The sequence below is a fragment of the Arenimonas oryziterrae DSM 21050 = YC6267 genome (genome assembly GCF_000420545.1).
In the GTDB taxonomy this organism is placed as follows: Bacteria; Pseudomonadota; Gammaproteobacteria; order Xanthomonadales; family Xanthomonadaceae; genus Arenimonas; species Arenimonas oryziterrae.
Genome location: NZ_ATVD01000001.1, coordinates 517,684 through 531,168, shown reverse-complemented (window position 1 = coordinate 531,168; position 13,485 = coordinate 517,684). Strand labels below are relative to the sequence as shown.

Below are 13,485 nucleotides of genomic sequence, written 5' to 3'. Positions count from 1 at the left end.
TCGTCACGCCAACTTGGGAACGCTGCACATGAGCAAGCAGAATCTGCTCGTTTTCTCCGGCAACGCCAACCGTCCGTTGGCGCAGGCCGTGTGCCGCCAGCTCGGGGTGCCGATGGGCAAGGCGCTGGTCGGCAAGTTCTCCGACGGCGAAGTGCAGGTCGAGATCGAAGAAAACGTGCGTGGCCAGGATGCCTTCGTGATCCAGTCCACGAGCGCGCCGACCGCCGAGCATTTCATGGAGCTGCTCGTGCTCATCGACGCGCTCAAGCGCGCCTCGGTCGCTTCGGTCACCGCGGTCGTGCCGTACTTCGGCTACGCCCGTCAGGATCGTCGCCCGCGCTCGGCGCGCGTGCCGATCACGGCGAAGGTCGCAGCAAAGATGTTTTCGGTCGTCGGTGCCGACCGCGTGCTGACGGTGGACCTGCATGCTGAGCAGATCCAGGGTTTCTTCGACATGCCGGTGGACAACGTGTATGCGTCGCCCTTGCTGCTCGCCGATATCTGGCGCAGCCAGGGCACGGACAACCTGATCGTGGTTTCGCCCGATGTCGGCGGCGTGGTGCGCGCGCGAGCAATCGCCAAGCGCCTCGACGACGCCGAGCTGGCGATCATCGACAAGCGTCGTCCGCGTGCGAACGTCGCCACGGTGATGAACATCATCGGTGACGTGGAAGGAAAGTCCTGCGTCCTCGTCGACGACATCGTCGACACTGCCGGAACGCTGTGCGCTGCCGCGGCTGCCCTCAAGCAGCACGGCGCGAAGAAAGTCGTCGCCTACTGCACCCACCCGGTGCTGTCGGGCGCGGCGATCAACAACATCACCGGCTCCCAGCTCGACGAGCTGGTGGTCACCGACACGATTCCGTTGTCGGACGCGGCCCGCGCCAGCGGCCGCATCCGCCAGTTGAGCGTGGCGGAGCTGCTGGCCGAAACGATCCGCCGCATCGCGGTGGGCGAGTCGGTCAGCACGCTCTACGTGGACTGAACCCGGAGCGATTCCCGCTCCAAAACGCTCACCTGGTCGCGGGTGAGTGGCAACGTCGCCGCGAGGCGGCTCATCACTGAAGAAGGCAATACGAAAATGGCTACTACCCACATCATCACGGCTACCAGCCGCAAGGACGAAGGCAAAGGTGCGAGCCGCCGCCTGCGTACCAGCGGTCACGTGCCGGCCATCGTTTACGGCGCCAAGGGCGTGCCGGAAAGCATCCAGCTCGACCACAACCCGCTCTGGCTGGCCACGCAGAACGAGTGGTTCTACTCCTCGATCCTCGACCTGACGGTCGACGGCAAGGTGCAGAAGGTCCTGCTGCGTGACATGCAGCGCCATCCGTTCAAGCAGCAGATCATGCACCTGGACTTCCAGCGCGTGGACGAGAACGAAGCGATCCGCTTCAACGTTCCGCTGCACTTCCTGAACCAGGAAAAGTCGCCGGCCGGCAAGACCGCGGGCATCGTGGTCACCCACGAGCTCAACGAAATCACCGTCGTCTGCTTGCCCAAGGATCTGCCGGAGTTCATCGAAGTCGACCTGTCGGCTCTCGAGATCGGCGCGATCATGCACTTGTCCGAAATCAAGCTGCCGGCCGGCGTCTCGCTTCCGACCCTCAAGCTTGGCAAAGAACACGACCTGGCGATCGTCATCGCCAAGCACGCCAAGGAAGAGGCCGAGGAAGTCGCTCCGGCCGCGGTTGCCGAGGTGCCCTCGACCAAGTCGGCCAAGGCAGCGGCTGCTCCGGCGGCGGCTCCGGCGCCGAAGAAGAAGTAATCCGCATCTGGCGGCGCGGCTTGGCTGCGCCGCCGGATCGGTTCTTCCATGGCTGGACTTCGCCTCATCGTCGGACTGGGCAATCCCGGTGCCGAACACTCCCGGACCCGGCACAACGCCGGGTTCTGGTTTATTGACGCGCTCGCAGAAAAATACGGCGCGCGTTTCGGTCTCGAATCCAAGCTGCATGGCGAGACCGCGAAGATCCATGTCGATGGGCAGTCGGTGTGGCTGCTGAAGCCGGCGACGTTCATGAATCTCAGCGGACGCTCGGTCGTGGCGGCGCTGCGGTACTGGAAGATCGAGCCGGAAGAATGCCTGCTCGCACATGACGAGCTCGACCTTGCGCCAGGAACGGCGCGACTGAAATTCGACGGCGGACATGGCGGGCAGAACGGTCTGCGCGACACCGTCCAGCATCTGGGTCACGGGCGCTTCCATCGCCTGCGCGTGGGTATCGGGCATCCGGGTCACAAGGACAAGGTGACGCCGTGGGTGCTCGGCCGGCCGGGGCGCGACGACGAGGCTTCGATCCTGAGGGCCATCGACGAGGCCATGGCGGTGATGCCTCTGGCGGTCGCGGGGGATTTCAACGACGCGATGAAGCAGCTGCACACCCCGAAGGAACGCTAGAGCGGGCAACGCAGAGTGGTCTGTCCAGACCCCTGTGCGCTATCCGCTCCAGATTGGCCGCCGCTGGCGGTCCATCCACACTAGGAATCACATGGGCATCAAATGCGGCATCGTCGGTTTGCCGAACGTCGGCAAATCCACTCTCTTCAACGCGCTGACCAAGGCGGGCATTGCCGCGGCCAACTTCCCGTTCTGCACGATCGAGCCCAATACCGGCGTCGTTCCGGTGCCGGATCCGCGTCTGAACCAGTTGGCCGAAATCGTGAAGCCGCAGAAGCTGATCCCGACCTCGTTCGAGTTCGTCGACATCGCCGGCCTGGTGGCGGGCGCGTCCAAGGGCGAGGGTCTGGGCAACAAGTTCCTGGCCCACATCCGTGAAGTCGACGCGATCGCGCATGTGGTCCGTTGCTTCGAGAACGACGATATCGTTCATGTTGCCAACAAGATCGATCCTATTTCCGACATCGAGACCATCGACACCGAATTGGCTTTGGCCGATCTCGACTCCGTCGAAAAAGCGCTTAACCGCGCCGAAAAAGAGGCAAAAGCCGGCAATAAGGACGCCATCGTGCGAAAAGAAGTCCTGGCCCGCCTGCGCGCCGGACTGAACGAAGGTACCTGCGCGCGCGCCCTGGGCCTGTCTGCCGAAGACAAGGCGGTCGTCCGCGACCTGTTCCTGCTGACGCTCAAGCCGGTCATGTACGTCGCCAACGTCCTCGATGACGGCTTCGAGAACAACCCGCATCTGGACAAGGTCCGGGCCCGCGCCCAGGCCGAAGGCGCCCAGGTGGTGCCGGTCAGTGCGGCGATCGAAGAGGAGCTGTCCCAGCTCGAGGACGCCGACCGGGCCGAGTTCCTGGCCGAGATGGGGCTGGCCGAGCCCGGCCTGAACCGCGTCATCCGGGCCGGTTACGCCTTGCTGGGGATGCAGACGTATTTCACCGCCGGCGTGAAGGAAGTCCGTGCCTGGCAGGTGCTCAAGGGCGCGACCGCGCCCCAGGCGGCGGCGGTGATCCATACCGATTTCGAGAAGGGCTTCATCCGCGCCGAGACCATCGCCTACGACGATTTCATCAAGTTCAAGGGTGAGGCGGGGGCCCGCGAGGCCGGCCGTCTGCGCCTGGAAGGCAAGGAATACGTGGTCCAGGAGGGCGACGTCCTGCATTTCCGCTTCAACGTCTGAGTCTCGGCGATCGTTGTGAACCGGTCGTTGACATTTGTCGTCTTGGCCGCGAAAATTACGGGCTCCCTTGTGGAGGGATACCCAAGCGGCCAACGGGGGCAGACTGTAAATCTGCTGGCTTACGCCTTCGGTGGTTCGAATCCACCTCCCTCCACCAGTTTTGCGTCAGTGGATTGATGTAAGCGCGGGAGTAGTTCAATGGTAGAACTTCAGCCTTCCAAGCTGATCATGCGGGTTCGATTCCCGTCTCCCGCTCCATTGAATCGTTGAACTTGCAATACGCGGCACCGCACCACACATCGTTGCTCATGTAGCTCAGTCGGTAGAGCACTTCCTTGGTAAGGAAGAGGTCGCTGGTTCGATTCCAGTCATGAGCACCACCTTTCCCCGTTCCGCTGTCGCGGAGCGGATCCCAAAAAAACTTGAATTCACCGGGTAATCGCAATGTCCAAGGGCAAATTCGAACGCACCAAGCCGCACGTGAACGTCGGCACGATTGGCCACGTTGACCACGGCAAGACGACGCTGACGGCGGCGCTGACGAAGATCGGCGCGGAGCGGTTTGGCGGCGAGTTCAAGGCGTACGACCAGATCGACGCGGCGCCGGAAGAGAAGGCGCGCGGTATCACGATTTCGACCGCCCACGTGGAATACGAGTCGCCGACGCGCCACTACGCGCACGTTGACTGCCCGGGTCACGCGGACTACGTGAAGAACATGATCACGGGTGCGGCGCAGATGGACGGCGCGATCCTGGTGTGCTCGGCCGCGGACGGCCCGATGCCGCAGACGCGCGAACACATCCTGCTGGCGCGCCAGGTCGGTGTGCCGTTCATCGTGGTCTACCTGAACAAGGCGGACCTGGTGGACGACGCGGAGCTGCTGGAGCTGGTGGAGATGGAAGTCCGCGAGCTGCTGAGCAAGTACGATTTCCCGGGCGACGACACCCCGATCGTGACCGGTTCGGCGCGTTCGGCGCTGGAAGGCGACCAGAGCCCGATCGGCGTGCCGTCGATCCTGAAGCTGGTGGAAGCGCTGGACACCTGGATCCCGGAGCCGCAGCGCGACGTGGACAAGGCGTTCCTGATGCCGGTGGAAGACGTGTTCTCGATCTCGGGTCGCGGCACGGTGGTCACGGGCCGTATCGAGCGCGGCATCATCAAGGTCGGTGACGAAATCGAGATCGTGGGCATCAAGCCGACGGTGAAGACGACGGTCACGGGCGTGGAAATGTTCCGCAAGCTGCTGGACCAGGGTCAGGCGGGCGACAACGCCGGTCTGCTGCTGCGCGGCACCAAGCGTGACGACGTGGAGCGCGGCCAGGTTCTTTGCAAGCCGGGTTCGATCACGCCGCACACCGAGTTTGAGGCTGAGATCTACGTCCTGTCGAAGGACGAGGGTGGCCGTCATACGCCGTTCTTCAAGGGTTACCGCCCGCAGTTTTACTTCCGCACGACGGACGTGACCGGCGCGTGCGAGCTGCCGGAAGGCGTCGAGATGGTGATGCCGGGCGACAACGTGAAGATGGTGGTGAACCTGATCGCGCCGATCGCGATGGACGAAGGTCTGCGCTTCGCGATCCGCGAAGGCGGCCGTACCGTCGGCGCCGGCGTGGTGGCCAAGGTCATCAAGTAAGATAGCGGCACCGGCCGCCCCCTTGGGCGGCCTCAAATACGAAATGAGGGGCAGGATGCGCCTCGTGTTCGTTTCCCAGGAAGGGAATGGAGCGAAAAAAACGGCCCGGTCAATTGACAGGGCCATTTAACACGTTCTATACTTTCCGACTCGGTGGGCCACACACGGCCCATCGTGCTTTTTTAACGGGGAACAGGGCCTACGTTCCTGTTCCCGGCGCTCTTTAAACGAAAGGATATTCGCCATGGCGGATCAAAAAATCCGAATTCGGCTGAAGGCCTACGATCATCGTCTGATCGATCGTTCGGCTAGCGAAATCGTCGAAACGGCCAAGCGGACCGGCGCGCAGGTGCGCGGCCCGATTCCGCTTCCCACCAAGATCGAACGCTACACCGTCCTGGTGTCGCCGCACGTCGACAAAGACGCTCGCGACCAGTACGAGACCCGCACCCACAAGCGTGTACTCGACATCGTCGATCCCAACGACAAGACCGTTGACGCCCTCATGAAGCTTGAGTTGGCGGCCGGCGTCGATGTCCAGATCAAGCTGACCTGAGGTGACGGACATGACTATCGGAATCATTGGCCGCAAGGCCGGCATGAGTCGAGTCTTCACCGATGACGGTCGTTCCGTCCCGGTGACGCTGATCGAAGCAAGCCCCAATCGCATTACCCAAATCAAGACTGCTGAAACCGACGGCTATAGCGCCGTGCAGGTGACTGCCGGTGCCAAGCGCGCCGTGCTGGTCAGCAAGCCGCTGGCCGGCCACTACGCCAAGGCCAAGGTCGAAGCCGGTCGTGGTCTGTGGGAGTTCCGCGTCGATGCCAAGGATCTTGGCAACTTCGTCGTCGGCGCCGAGATCAAGGCGGACATCTTCACTGTCGGCCAGATCGTCGACGTGCAGGGCGTCACGAAGGGCAAGGGCTTCCAGGGCACGATCAAGCGCTGGAACTTCAAGATGGGCGATGCCACGCACGGTAACTCGCTGTCGCATCGTTCGCCGGGCTCCATCGGCCAGCGCCAGACGCCGGGCCGCGTGTTCCCGGGCAAGAAGATGTCGGGCCACATGGGCGCCGTGAATCAGAGTACGCAGAACCTTGAAGTGGTCAAAGTGGACGCCGAGCGCGGCCTGATCGCCATCAAGGGCGCTGTGCCGGGTGCGCCGGGCGGCAACGTCGTCGTTCGTCCTGGCACCAAGGGTTGAGGAGTTAACACATGGAACTCGCCGTCATTGGAAGCGGGAAGAAGCTGTCGGTCTCCGATAGCGTCTTCGACCGCGAATTCAGCCGGGATCTCGTGCACCAGGTGGTCGTTGCTTTCCGCAACGCCGGCCGTTCGGGCACCAAGGCTCAGCTGACGCGCTCGGAAGTCTCGGGCACGACCAAAAAATTCAAGAAGCAGAAGGGTGGCGGCGCACGTCACGGTGACTATCGCGCCCCGATCTTCATCGGTGGTGGCGTTACGTTTGCCGCCGGTCCGCGCAGCTTCGCCCAGAAGGTCAACCGCAAGATGTACCGCGGCGCCCTCTGCGCGATCCTCTCCGAGCTCAACCGCCAGGGCCGCCTCTCGGTCGTCGAGGAATTCGACGTCGCCGAAGGCAAGACCAAGGTTCTCGTCAGCAAGCTGACCGAGATGGGCCTGTCGATGCGTCCGCTCATCGTTACCGAAAATGGTTCCGACGCTCTGTATCTCGCTGCCCGCAACATTCCGTATGTGCAGGTTCGCGACGTGCAGGGTATCGACCCGGCAGCCCTGGTCGGTGCAGAACACGTGGTCATGACCGCCGATGCGGTCAAGAAAGTCGAGGAGTGGCTGGCATGAGCAACGTGAAACTTCTCAACGTGATCCGCGCCCCGCGCGTGTCTGAAAAGACCGCCCGGATTCAGGAAATCAACCAGTACGTCTTCGAAGTGGCGAAGGAAGCGACCAAGGGCGACATCAAGTCCGCCGTTGAGTCGTTGTTCAACGTCAAGGTCGAGTCGGTCAACGTGTTGAACGTGAAGGGTAAGAGCAAGACCTTCCGTTTCCGCGCTGGCCGTCGTGGCGACTGGCGTAAAGCATACGTTCGGCTGGCCGAAGGCCAGACGATCGACGTGACGGCCAAGGCCTAAGGTACGACCCATGGCACTGATGACTTTCAAACCGACTTCGCCTGGCCGCCGCGCCATGGTGCGCGTTTCCACCGCCGGCCTGCACAAGGGCGGCCCGCTGGAATCGCTCGTCGAGAAAAAACCCAAGACCGGCGGTCGTAACAACCACGGTCGCATCACCACCCGTCATATCGGTGGTGGTCACAAGCAGGCTTATCGCCTGATCGACTTCAAGCGTGACAAGGAAGGCATTCCGGCGCGCGTCGAGCGCATCGAATATGACCCGAACCGCACCGCGCACATCGCGTTGCTGTGCTATGCCGACGGCGAGCGCCGCTACATCATCGCTCCCAAGGGCCTGGCCCAGGGCGATCAGGTGATCGCTGGCAAGGACGCGCCGATCAAGGTCGGTAACACCCTGCCGCTGCGCAACATGCCGATCGGTTCGACCGTGCATTGCATCGAAATGAAGCCCGGCAAGGGTGCGCAGCTGGCCCGTGCGGCCGGTGCTGGCGCCCAGCTGATCGCTCGCGATGCCGGCTACGCGACCCTACGTCTCCGCTCCGGCGAAATGCGCAAGGTTCCGGTCGACTGCAACGCAAGCATTGGCGAAGTCGGCAACGTCGAGCACAACCTCGAGAAGCTCGGCAAGGCCGGCGCCAAGCGCTGGCGCGGTATCAAGCCGACCGTCCGCGGCGCCGCGATGAACCCGGTGGATCACCCGCACGGCGGTGGTGAAGCCAAGGCTGGCCAGGGCAATCCGCACCCGGTTTCGCCGTGGGGCACGCCGGCCAAGGGTTACAAGACTCGCCACAACAAACGCACGCAGAAGTTCATCGTGCGCGATCGCAGGGGTTGATAGGTCATGGCACGTTCACTTAAGAAAGGTCCGTTCGTCGACCACCACCTCATCAAGAAGGTGGAGGCCGCCCAGGGCAGCAAGAAGCCGATCAAGACCTGGTCGCGCCGCTCCATGATCCTTCCGGAAATGGTGGGTATCACCATCGCCATCCACAACGGCAAGGTCCATATCCCCGTTCTCGTGAACGAGAATATGGTCGGCCACAAGCTCGGCGAATTTGCCGTCACCCGGACTTTCAAAAGTCACGGTGGCGACAAGAAAGCCGGCGGCAAGTAAGGAATCGGACCATGGAAGCTAAAGCCATCCTCCGCTCGGTGCGTACTTCGCCGCAGAAAGCCCGCCTGGTCGCCGACCAGGTGCGTGGCCTGCCGGTCGCCCGCGCGCTCAACCTGCTGAAGTTCAGCGACAAGAAAGCGGCGCACATCATCTACAAGATCGTGTACTCCGCCACCTCCAACGCCGAGAACAACAACGGCGCCGACGTGGACGAGCTCAAGGTCGTCGGTATCACCGTCGACGAAGGCCCGATCCTGAAGCGCTTCATGGCCCGCGCCAAGGGCCGCGGCACGCAAATCTTCAAGCGCACCAGCCACATCACTGTGGTGGTGGGCTCTGGCAAGAAAGGCTAAGGACTAGGACTATGGGTCACAAAGTACACCCGACCGGTATCCGCCTTGGCATCGCCAAGGACTGGAACTCCAAGTGGTTCGCCAATAAGCGCCAGTACGCCCAGTACCTCGCTGCCGACCTCAAGGTCCGCGAGATGCTGCGCAAGAAGCTGGCCCAGGCGGGCATCTCCAAGATCCTGATCGAGCGTCCGTCCAACACGGCGCGCGTGACGATTCACTCCGCCCGGCCGGGCGTCGTGATCGGCAAGCGTGGCGAGGACATCGAGAAGCTGAAGAAGGAAGTCTCCGATCTGATGGGCGTTCCGGCGCACATCAACGTCGCGGAGGTCCGCAAGCCCGAGCTCGACGCGCAGCTGGTGGCCGAGTCGATCGCCCAGCAGCTCGAGCGTCGCATCATGTTCCGCCGCGCGATGAAGCGCGCCGTCGGCAACTCGATGCGCCTCGGTGCCCTCGGCATCAAGGTCAACGTCGCCGGCCGCCTCAATGGCGCCGAGATCGCCCGCTCGGAGTGGTACCGCGAAGGCCGCGTGCCTCTGCATACCCTCCGCGCCGACATCGACTACGGCTTCGCTGAGGCCCTGACCACCTACGGCATCATCGGCGTCAAGACCTGGATCTACAAAGGCGAAGTCTTCGACTTCTCCCAGGTAGGCCAGGAAAAGCCCGAAGAGCGCAACGAGCGTCCGGCCCGTCCGGCCCGCGACCCGAGGTAAGCCAACATGTTGCAACCGAAACGAACCAAGTACCGCAAGGTATTCAAGGGCCGCAATGATGGCCTGAGCTGGAGCGCCGCTGCAGTGAGCTTCGGCCAGTACGGCCTGAAAGCTACCCAGCACGGTCAGCTCACCGCGCGTCAGATCGAGGCGGCTCGCCGCACCGTCAGCCGCTATGTGAAGCGTGGCGGCAAGCTGTGGATCCGCGTGTTCCCCGACAAGCCGATCACGAAGAAGCCGATCGAAGTCCGAATGGGCGCCGGTAAGGGCAACGTGGAATATTGGGTGGCTCCGATCCAGCCGGGTCGCATGCTTTATGAAATCGAGGGCATTCCGGAAGAGACGGCGCGCGAAGCGTTCCGCCTTGCCGCCGCCAAGCTCTCTGTGAAGACCACCTTCGTGGTCCGGACGGTGCGCTAATGGAACTTAAAGAACTGCGTCAGAAGTCGGCGGCCGATCTCCAGGCCCACCTGTTGGATCTGCACAAGGAGCAGTTTTCGCTCCGCATGCAGAAGGCGACGGGCCAGCTGGCCAAGACCCATGACATCAACCGGGTTCGCCGCGAGATCGCTCGCGTCAACACCCTGTTGACCGCGAAGAAGTAAGGGCGAGCCATGACCCAGAACGAAACCCAGCTGCGCACGGTCGAAGGCCGCGTTGTCAGCAACAAGATGAACAAGACGGTGACCGTGCTCGTGGAGCGCCAGGTCAAGCACGCGCTGTACGGCAAGTACCTGCGCCGCTCGACCAAGCTGCACGCCCACGACGAAGACAATGCCTGCAACGAAGGCGATGTCGTCCGCGTGACCGAATGCCGCCCGTTGTCCAAGACCAAGAACTGGCGCGTGGTGGAAGTCATCACCCGCGCTGGTAAGTAAGGAGTCCCGACCATGATCCAGGTACAGAGCTACCTCGACGCCGCTGACAATTCCGGCGCCAAGGAAATGATGTGCATCAAGGTGCTCGGCGGCTCCAAGCGTCGTTACGCGCACATTGGCGACATCATCAAGGTGACCGTCAAGGATGCGATCCCGCGCGGCAAGGTCAAGAAGGGCGAGGTCTACGACGCCGTCGTTGTCCGCACCCGTTCGGGCGTGCGCCGTGCCGATGGTTCGCTGATCCGTTTCGATGGCAACGCTGCCGTGTTGCTCAACAACAAGCAGGAGCCGATCGGCACCCGCATCTTCGGGCCCGTTACCCGTGAGCTGCGCTCCGAGAAGTTCATGAAGATCGTCTCGCTCGCACCCGAAGTGCTCTGAGCGAAGGAAAAAACTATGAACCGTATCCGCAAGGGCGACCAGGTGATCGTGATCACCGGTGCCGACAAAGGCAAGAAGGGTGAAGTTGTTCGTGTTGCCGGCGACAAGGTCGTCGTGCAGAACATCAACATCATCAAGCGTCACACCAAGGCGAATCCGCAGGCCGGTCAGGCTGGCGGCATCGTCGAGCGTGAGGCGCCGATCCATATCTCCAACGTCATGCTGTTCAACACCGGCTCCGGCAAGGGTGAACGCGTTGGTTTCAAGGTGCTCGAGGATGGACGCAAAGTGCGTGTGTTCCGCTCGAGCGGTGAGGCGATCGACGCCTGAGGAATGATGTGATGAGCACCCGTCTCGAAAAAATCTACAAAGAAACCGTTGTCCCGAAGCTGATGGAAAAGTTCGGCTACGACAACATCATGCAGGTTCCGCGCATCACCAAGATCTCGCTCAACATGGGCGTGGGCGAGGCGGTGGGCAACAAGAAGATCCTCGAAAACGCCGTGGCCGATATGGCCAAGATCGCCGGCCAGAAGCCGGTGACCACCAAGGCGCGCGTTTCGGTGGCGAGCTTCAAGATCCGTGACGGCTGGCCGATCGGCTGCAAGGTCACCCTGCGCCGCGCCAAGATGTACGAATTCCTGGACCGCCTGATCAGCATCTCGCTGCCGCGCGTCCGCGACTTCCGTGGTGTGTCGGGCCGCTCGTTCGACGGTCGCGGCAACTACAACATGGGCGTCAAGGAACAGATCATCTTCCCGGAAATCGATTTCGACCAGGTTGACGCGATGCGCGGTATGGATATCGCCATCACGACGACGGCGAAGACCGATGCCGAAGCGAAGGCTCTGCTCGAAGCGTTCAACTTCCCGTTCCGCAACTGATATCCAGGATAACGATCATGGCCAAGACCTCGATGGTGAACCGCGATATCAAGCGGAAGAAGCTCGTCGCCAAGCACGCTACCAAGCGTGCCGAGCTGAAGAAGACCATTTCCAGCACGACCGCGTCCTACGAGGACAAGATCGCTGCCGCTGAAAAACTGCAGAAGCTGCCGCGCGATTCGTCGCCCAGCCGCGTTCGCAACCGTTGCGCACTCACCGGCCGCTCGCGCGGTGTGTACGCCAAGTTCGGCCTCGGCCGTAACAAGCTGCGCGAAGCCACGATGAATGGCGACGTGCCCGGCCTCCGCAAGGCCAGCTGGTAACCGCCGATCCCCTTCAGGGATTCGCGGATATCGGTGCTGCCAACCTAAATTACAGGTAAGCAATCATGAGCATGACTGATCCTATCGCCGACATGCTGGTGCGCATTAAGAATGCGCTCGCCGTCGGCAAACCGCAGGTTTCCATGCCTGCTTCCAAACTGAAGCTGGCGATCGCCGAGCTGCTGCGTAGCGAAGGCTACGTGGGCGACATCCGCAAGACGGGCGAGGGCGCACAGGCCAAGCTCGAAATTGCGCTGAAGTATTACGAAGGCCGTCCGGTGATCGAGCGCCTCGAGCGCGTCTCGCGTTCGGGCCTGCGCAACTATCGCGGCAAGGACGACCTGCCCAAGATCCTCGCCGGACTCGGCGTGGCCATCATCTCCACCTCCCAGGGTCTGATGACCGATCGCCAGGCCCGCGCTGCGGGCGTGGGCGGCGAAGTCATCTGCCTCGTGGCCTGATAGGAGCACGCATCCATGTCCCGCGTTGCAAAGAAACCAATCAACCTCGCCAAGGGCGTTGAGATCAAGGACGCCAACGGCATCCTGACCGTCAAGGGCCCGAAGGGCACGCTGACCCTGGCCAAGCCGGCCGGCGTCGACCTCAGCGTCGACAACGGCGTCGTCCAGCTGGGCGCCGCGAATCTCGACGACATGAAGATGGCCGGCACCGTCCGCGCGATCCTCGCCAACATGATCACCGGTGTGTCCGAAGGCTTCAGCCGCAAGCTCGAGCTGGTCGGCGTCGGTTACCGTGCTGCGATGCAGGGCAAGGATCTGAGTCTGAGCCTGGGCTTCTCCCACCCGACCGTGTACGTGGCGCCGGAAGGCATCACGCTGGCGACGCCGACCCAGACCGAAATTCTGGTCTCGGGTACGGACAAGCAGCTCGTCGGCGAAGTCGCCGCCAAGATCCGCGCGTATCGCAAGCCTGAGCCGTACAAGGGCAAGGGCATTCGTTACTCCGGCGAAAAGATCATCATGAAGGAAGCCAAGAAGGCCTAATTGGGCTCTTCAGCTTCCTCGAGGCAGAAAACCATGGAAAAGAACATCGCCCGTCTCCGTCGCGCCAAGACCACCCGTTCGCATATCCGCGATCTGGGCGTGGCGCGTCTGTCCGTGCTGCGCTCCGGCCAGCACATCTACGCCCAGGTGTTCACCGCCGACGGCTCCAAGGTGCTGGCTTCGGCCTCCACCCTGCAGTCGGAAGTGTCGGACGGCCTCAAGGGCAACAAGAACAAGGACGCCGCGGCAAAGGTCGGTCAGCTGATCGCCGAACGCGCCCGCGCTGCCGGTATCGAGAAGGTCGCTTTCGATCGCTCGGGTTACCGCTACCACGGCCGCATCAAGGCCCTGGCCGAAGCCGCCCGCGAGGGTGGTCTGCAGTTCTAAGAGTTTCCTGGCGATTGCCGGGGCTCGCTTCACGCTACACGCAGCACGCCACGGGATTGAAAAGGGGCCGTTCCGGTCCCACCCGTGTCATACAACGATAAGCGGCGAAAGCCG

Annotated in this window: 23 protein-coding genes and 3 tRNA genes; all 26 read left to right on the top strand. The window is 62.5% G+C overall.

The genetic code is table 11. The features are described 5' to 3' along the window. Positions 1-28 precede the first annotated feature (28 nt). The 26 genes from G467_RS0102700 to rplR all read left to right on the top strand — a co-directional run bounded on the left by G467_RS0102700 (position 29) and on the right by rplR (position 13,371). Entirely contained in the window at positions 29-985 is a 957-nt protein-coding gene (locus tag G467_RS0102700) for a ribose-phosphate diphosphokinase (RefSeq protein ID WP_022968191.1), read from the top strand. A 96-nt stretch (positions 986-1,081) separates the two neighbouring features. Next, positions 1,082-1,768: a 50S ribosomal protein L25/general stress protein Ctc gene (locus G467_RS0102695; protein ID WP_022968190.1), complete on the top strand. Its 687-nt coding sequence runs from the start codon at positions 1,082-1,084 to the stop codon at positions 1,766-1,768. Positions 1,769-1,816: 48 nt separating this feature from the next. Continuing rightward, complete coding sequence (gene pth, locus G467_RS0102690) at positions 1,817-2,401, top strand: aminoacyl-tRNA hydrolase (protein ID WP_022968189.1); 585 nt, start codon at positions 1,817-1,819, stop codon at positions 2,399-2,401. Between the two features lie 91 nt (positions 2,402-2,492). Then, complete coding sequence (gene ychF, locus G467_RS0102685) at positions 2,493-3,584, top strand: redox-regulated ATPase YchF (protein ID WP_022968188.1); 1,092 nt, start codon at positions 2,493-2,495, stop codon at positions 3,582-3,584. 71 nt (positions 3,585-3,655) lie between these two features. Beyond that, positions 3,656-3,741: transfer RNA gene (locus G467_RS0102680), tRNA-Tyr, on the top strand. Between the two features lie 27 nt (positions 3,742-3,768). Beyond that, positions 3,769-3,842: transfer RNA gene (locus G467_RS0102675), tRNA-Gly, on the top strand. A 46-nt stretch (positions 3,843-3,888) separates the two neighbouring features. Continuing rightward, a tRNA-Thr gene (locus G467_RS0102670) sits at positions 3,889-3,964 on the top strand. A 64-nt stretch (positions 3,965-4,028) separates the two neighbouring features. Then, entirely contained in the window at positions 4,029-5,219 is a 1,191-nt protein-coding gene (gene tuf / locus G467_RS0102665; RefSeq protein ID WP_022968187.1) for an elongation factor Tu, read from the top strand. 244 nt (positions 5,220-5,463) lie between these two features. Further along, on the top strand, positions 5,464-5,775 hold the full coding sequence (gene rpsJ, locus G467_RS0102660; RefSeq protein WP_022968186.1) for a 30S ribosomal protein S10: 312 nt from the start codon (positions 5,464-5,466) through the stop codon (positions 5,773-5,775). Between the two features lie 10 nt (positions 5,776-5,785). After that, entirely contained in the window at positions 5,786-6,424 is a 639-nt protein-coding gene (rplC, locus tag G467_RS0102655) for a 50S ribosomal protein L3 (RefSeq protein WP_022968185.1), read from the top strand. An 11-nt stretch (positions 6,425-6,435) separates the two neighbouring features. After that, on the top strand, positions 6,436-7,041 hold the full coding sequence (gene rplD / locus G467_RS0102650; protein WP_022968184.1) for a 50S ribosomal protein L4: 606 nt from the start codon (positions 6,436-6,438) through the stop codon (positions 7,039-7,041). After that, complete coding sequence (rplW, locus tag G467_RS0102645) at positions 7,038-7,331, top strand: 50S ribosomal protein L23 (protein WP_022968183.1); 294 nt, start codon at positions 7,038-7,040, stop codon at positions 7,329-7,331. The genes rplD and rplW overlap by 4 nt, the downstream gene beginning before the upstream one ends. 10 nt (positions 7,332-7,341) lie before the next feature. Next, the gene (gene rplB, locus G467_RS0102640; RefSeq protein ID WP_022968182.1) at positions 7,342-8,169 is read left to right on the top strand and encodes a 50S ribosomal protein L2; all 828 of its coding nucleotides are present in this window, start codon (positions 7,342-7,344) and stop codon (positions 8,167-8,169) included. 6 nt (positions 8,170-8,175) lie between these two features. After that, on the top strand, positions 8,176-8,448 hold the full coding sequence (gene rpsS, locus G467_RS0102635) for a 30S ribosomal protein S19 (RefSeq protein ID WP_022968181.1): 273 nt from the start codon (positions 8,176-8,178) through the stop codon (positions 8,446-8,448). An 11-nt stretch (positions 8,449-8,459) separates the two neighbouring features. Further along, positions 8,460-8,801, top strand: a complete 342-nt coding sequence (gene rplV / locus G467_RS0102630; protein ID WP_022968180.1) for a 50S ribosomal protein L22 — start codon at positions 8,460-8,462, stop codon at positions 8,799-8,801. 11 nt (positions 8,802-8,812) lie between these two features. Next, positions 8,813-9,514, top strand: a complete 702-nt coding sequence (gene rpsC / locus G467_RS0102625; protein WP_022968179.1) for a 30S ribosomal protein S3 — start codon at positions 8,813-8,815, stop codon at positions 9,512-9,514. Between the two features lie 6 nt (positions 9,515-9,520). Next, complete coding sequence (gene rplP, locus G467_RS0102620) at positions 9,521-9,934, top strand: 50S ribosomal protein L16 (protein ID WP_022968178.1); 414 nt, start codon at positions 9,521-9,523, stop codon at positions 9,932-9,934. Continuing rightward, the gene (gene rpmC / locus G467_RS0102615) at positions 9,934-10,119 is read left to right on the top strand and encodes a 50S ribosomal protein L29 (protein ID WP_022968177.1); all 186 of its coding nucleotides are present in this window, start codon (positions 9,934-9,936) and stop codon (positions 10,117-10,119) included. Before rplP ends, rpmC begins: the two co-directional genes overlap by 1 nt. Before the next feature lie 9 nt (positions 10,120-10,128). Further along, positions 10,129-10,392, top strand: coding sequence for a 30S ribosomal protein S17 (rpsQ, locus tag G467_RS0102610; protein WP_022968176.1), 264 nt, complete (start codon positions 10,129-10,131; stop codon positions 10,390-10,392). A 12-nt stretch (positions 10,393-10,404) separates the two neighbouring features. Continuing rightward, positions 10,405-10,773 (top strand): 50S ribosomal protein L14, encoded by a 369-nt coding sequence (gene rplN, locus G467_RS0102605; protein ID WP_022968175.1) that lies wholly within the window; start codon positions 10,405-10,407, stop codon positions 10,771-10,773. Between the two features lie 15 nt (positions 10,774-10,788). Beyond that, positions 10,789-11,103 carry a 50S ribosomal protein L24 gene (gene rplX / locus G467_RS0102600; protein WP_022968174.1) on the top strand — a complete coding sequence of 105 codons (315 nt, stop codon included), beginning with the start codon at positions 10,789-10,791 and terminating at the stop codon, positions 11,101-11,103. 11 nt (positions 11,104-11,114) lie between these two features. Beyond that, positions 11,115-11,657, top strand: a complete 543-nt coding sequence (gene rplE / locus G467_RS0102595; protein ID WP_022968173.1) for a 50S ribosomal protein L5 — start codon at positions 11,115-11,117, stop codon at positions 11,655-11,657. 17 nt (positions 11,658-11,674) lie between these two features. Further along, complete coding sequence (rpsN, locus tag G467_RS0102590) at positions 11,675-11,980, top strand: 30S ribosomal protein S14 (RefSeq protein ID WP_022968172.1); 306 nt, start codon at positions 11,675-11,677, stop codon at positions 11,978-11,980. 65 nt (positions 11,981-12,045) lie between these two features. Beyond that, positions 12,046-12,441 carry a 30S ribosomal protein S8 gene (rpsH, locus tag G467_RS0102585; RefSeq protein WP_022968171.1) on the top strand — a complete coding sequence of 132 codons (396 nt, stop codon included), beginning with the start codon at positions 12,046-12,048 and terminating at the stop codon, positions 12,439-12,441. A gap of 15 nt (positions 12,442-12,456) precedes the next feature. Further along, entirely contained in the window at positions 12,457-12,984 is a 528-nt protein-coding gene (gene rplF, locus G467_RS0102580; protein ID WP_022968170.1) for a 50S ribosomal protein L6, read from the top strand. Positions 12,985-13,017: 33 nt separating this feature from the next. Then, positions 13,018-13,371: a 50S ribosomal protein L18 gene (rplR, locus tag G467_RS0102575; RefSeq protein ID WP_022968169.1), complete on the top strand. Its 354-nt coding sequence runs from the start codon at positions 13,018-13,020 to the stop codon at positions 13,369-13,371. The last annotated feature ends 114 nt before the right edge of the window (positions 13,372-13,485 follow it).

Bases quoted from the DNA above. Each gene is read 5' to 3' on its own strand.
- G467_RS0102700 (WP_022968191.1), top strand. From the start codon at position 29: ATGAGCAAGCAGAATCTGCTCGTTTTCTCCGGCAACGCCAACCGTCCG.
- G467_RS0102695 (WP_022968190.1), top strand. From the start codon at position 1,082: ATGGCTACTACCCACATCATCACGGCTACCAGCCGCAAGGACGAAGGC.
- pth (WP_022968189.1), top strand. From the start codon at position 1,817: ATGGCTGGACTTCGCCTCATCGTCGGACTGGGCAATCCCGGTGCCGAA.
- ychF (WP_022968188.1), top strand. From the start codon at position 2,493: ATGGGCATCAAATGCGGCATCGTCGGTTTGCCGAACGTCGGCAAATCC.
- tuf (WP_022968187.1), top strand. From the start codon at position 4,029: ATGTCCAAGGGCAAATTCGAACGCACCAAGCCGCACGTGAACGTCGGC.
- rpsJ (WP_022968186.1), top strand. From the start codon at position 5,464: ATGGCGGATCAAAAAATCCGAATTCGGCTGAAGGCCTACGATCATCGT.
- rplC (WP_022968185.1), top strand. From the start codon at position 5,786: ATGACTATCGGAATCATTGGCCGCAAGGCCGGCATGAGTCGAGTCTTC.
- rplD (WP_022968184.1), top strand. From the start codon at position 6,436: ATGGAACTCGCCGTCATTGGAAGCGGGAAGAAGCTGTCGGTCTCCGAT.
- rplW (WP_022968183.1), top strand. From the start codon at position 7,038: ATGAGCAACGTGAAACTTCTCAACGTGATCCGCGCCCCGCGCGTGTCT.
- rplB (WP_022968182.1), top strand. From the start codon at position 7,342: ATGGCACTGATGACTTTCAAACCGACTTCGCCTGGCCGCCGCGCCATG.
- rpsS (WP_022968181.1), top strand. From the start codon at position 8,176: ATGGCACGTTCACTTAAGAAAGGTCCGTTCGTCGACCACCACCTCATC.
- rplV (WP_022968180.1), top strand. From the start codon at position 8,460: ATGGAAGCTAAAGCCATCCTCCGCTCGGTGCGTACTTCGCCGCAGAAA.
- rpsC (WP_022968179.1), top strand. From the start codon at position 8,813: ATGGGTCACAAAGTACACCCGACCGGTATCCGCCTTGGCATCGCCAAG.
- rplP (WP_022968178.1), top strand. From the start codon at position 9,521: ATGTTGCAACCGAAACGAACCAAGTACCGCAAGGTATTCAAGGGCCGC.
- rpmC (WP_022968177.1), top strand. From the start codon at position 9,934: ATGGAACTTAAAGAACTGCGTCAGAAGTCGGCGGCCGATCTCCAGGCC.
- rpsQ (WP_022968176.1), top strand. From the start codon at position 10,129: ATGACCCAGAACGAAACCCAGCTGCGCACGGTCGAAGGCCGCGTTGTC.
- rplN (WP_022968175.1), top strand. From the start codon at position 10,405: ATGATCCAGGTACAGAGCTACCTCGACGCCGCTGACAATTCCGGCGCC.
- rplX (WP_022968174.1), top strand. From the start codon at position 10,789: ATGAACCGTATCCGCAAGGGCGACCAGGTGATCGTGATCACCGGTGCC.
- rplE (WP_022968173.1), top strand. From the start codon at position 11,115: ATGAGCACCCGTCTCGAAAAAATCTACAAAGAAACCGTTGTCCCGAAG.
- rpsN (WP_022968172.1), top strand. From the start codon at position 11,675: ATGGCCAAGACCTCGATGGTGAACCGCGATATCAAGCGGAAGAAGCTC.
- rpsH (WP_022968171.1), top strand. From the start codon at position 12,046: ATGAGCATGACTGATCCTATCGCCGACATGCTGGTGCGCATTAAGAAT.
- rplF (WP_022968170.1), top strand. From the start codon at position 12,457: ATGTCCCGCGTTGCAAAGAAACCAATCAACCTCGCCAAGGGCGTTGAG.
- rplR (WP_022968169.1), top strand. From the start codon at position 13,018: ATGGAAAAGAACATCGCCCGTCTCCGTCGCGCCAAGACCACCCGTTCG.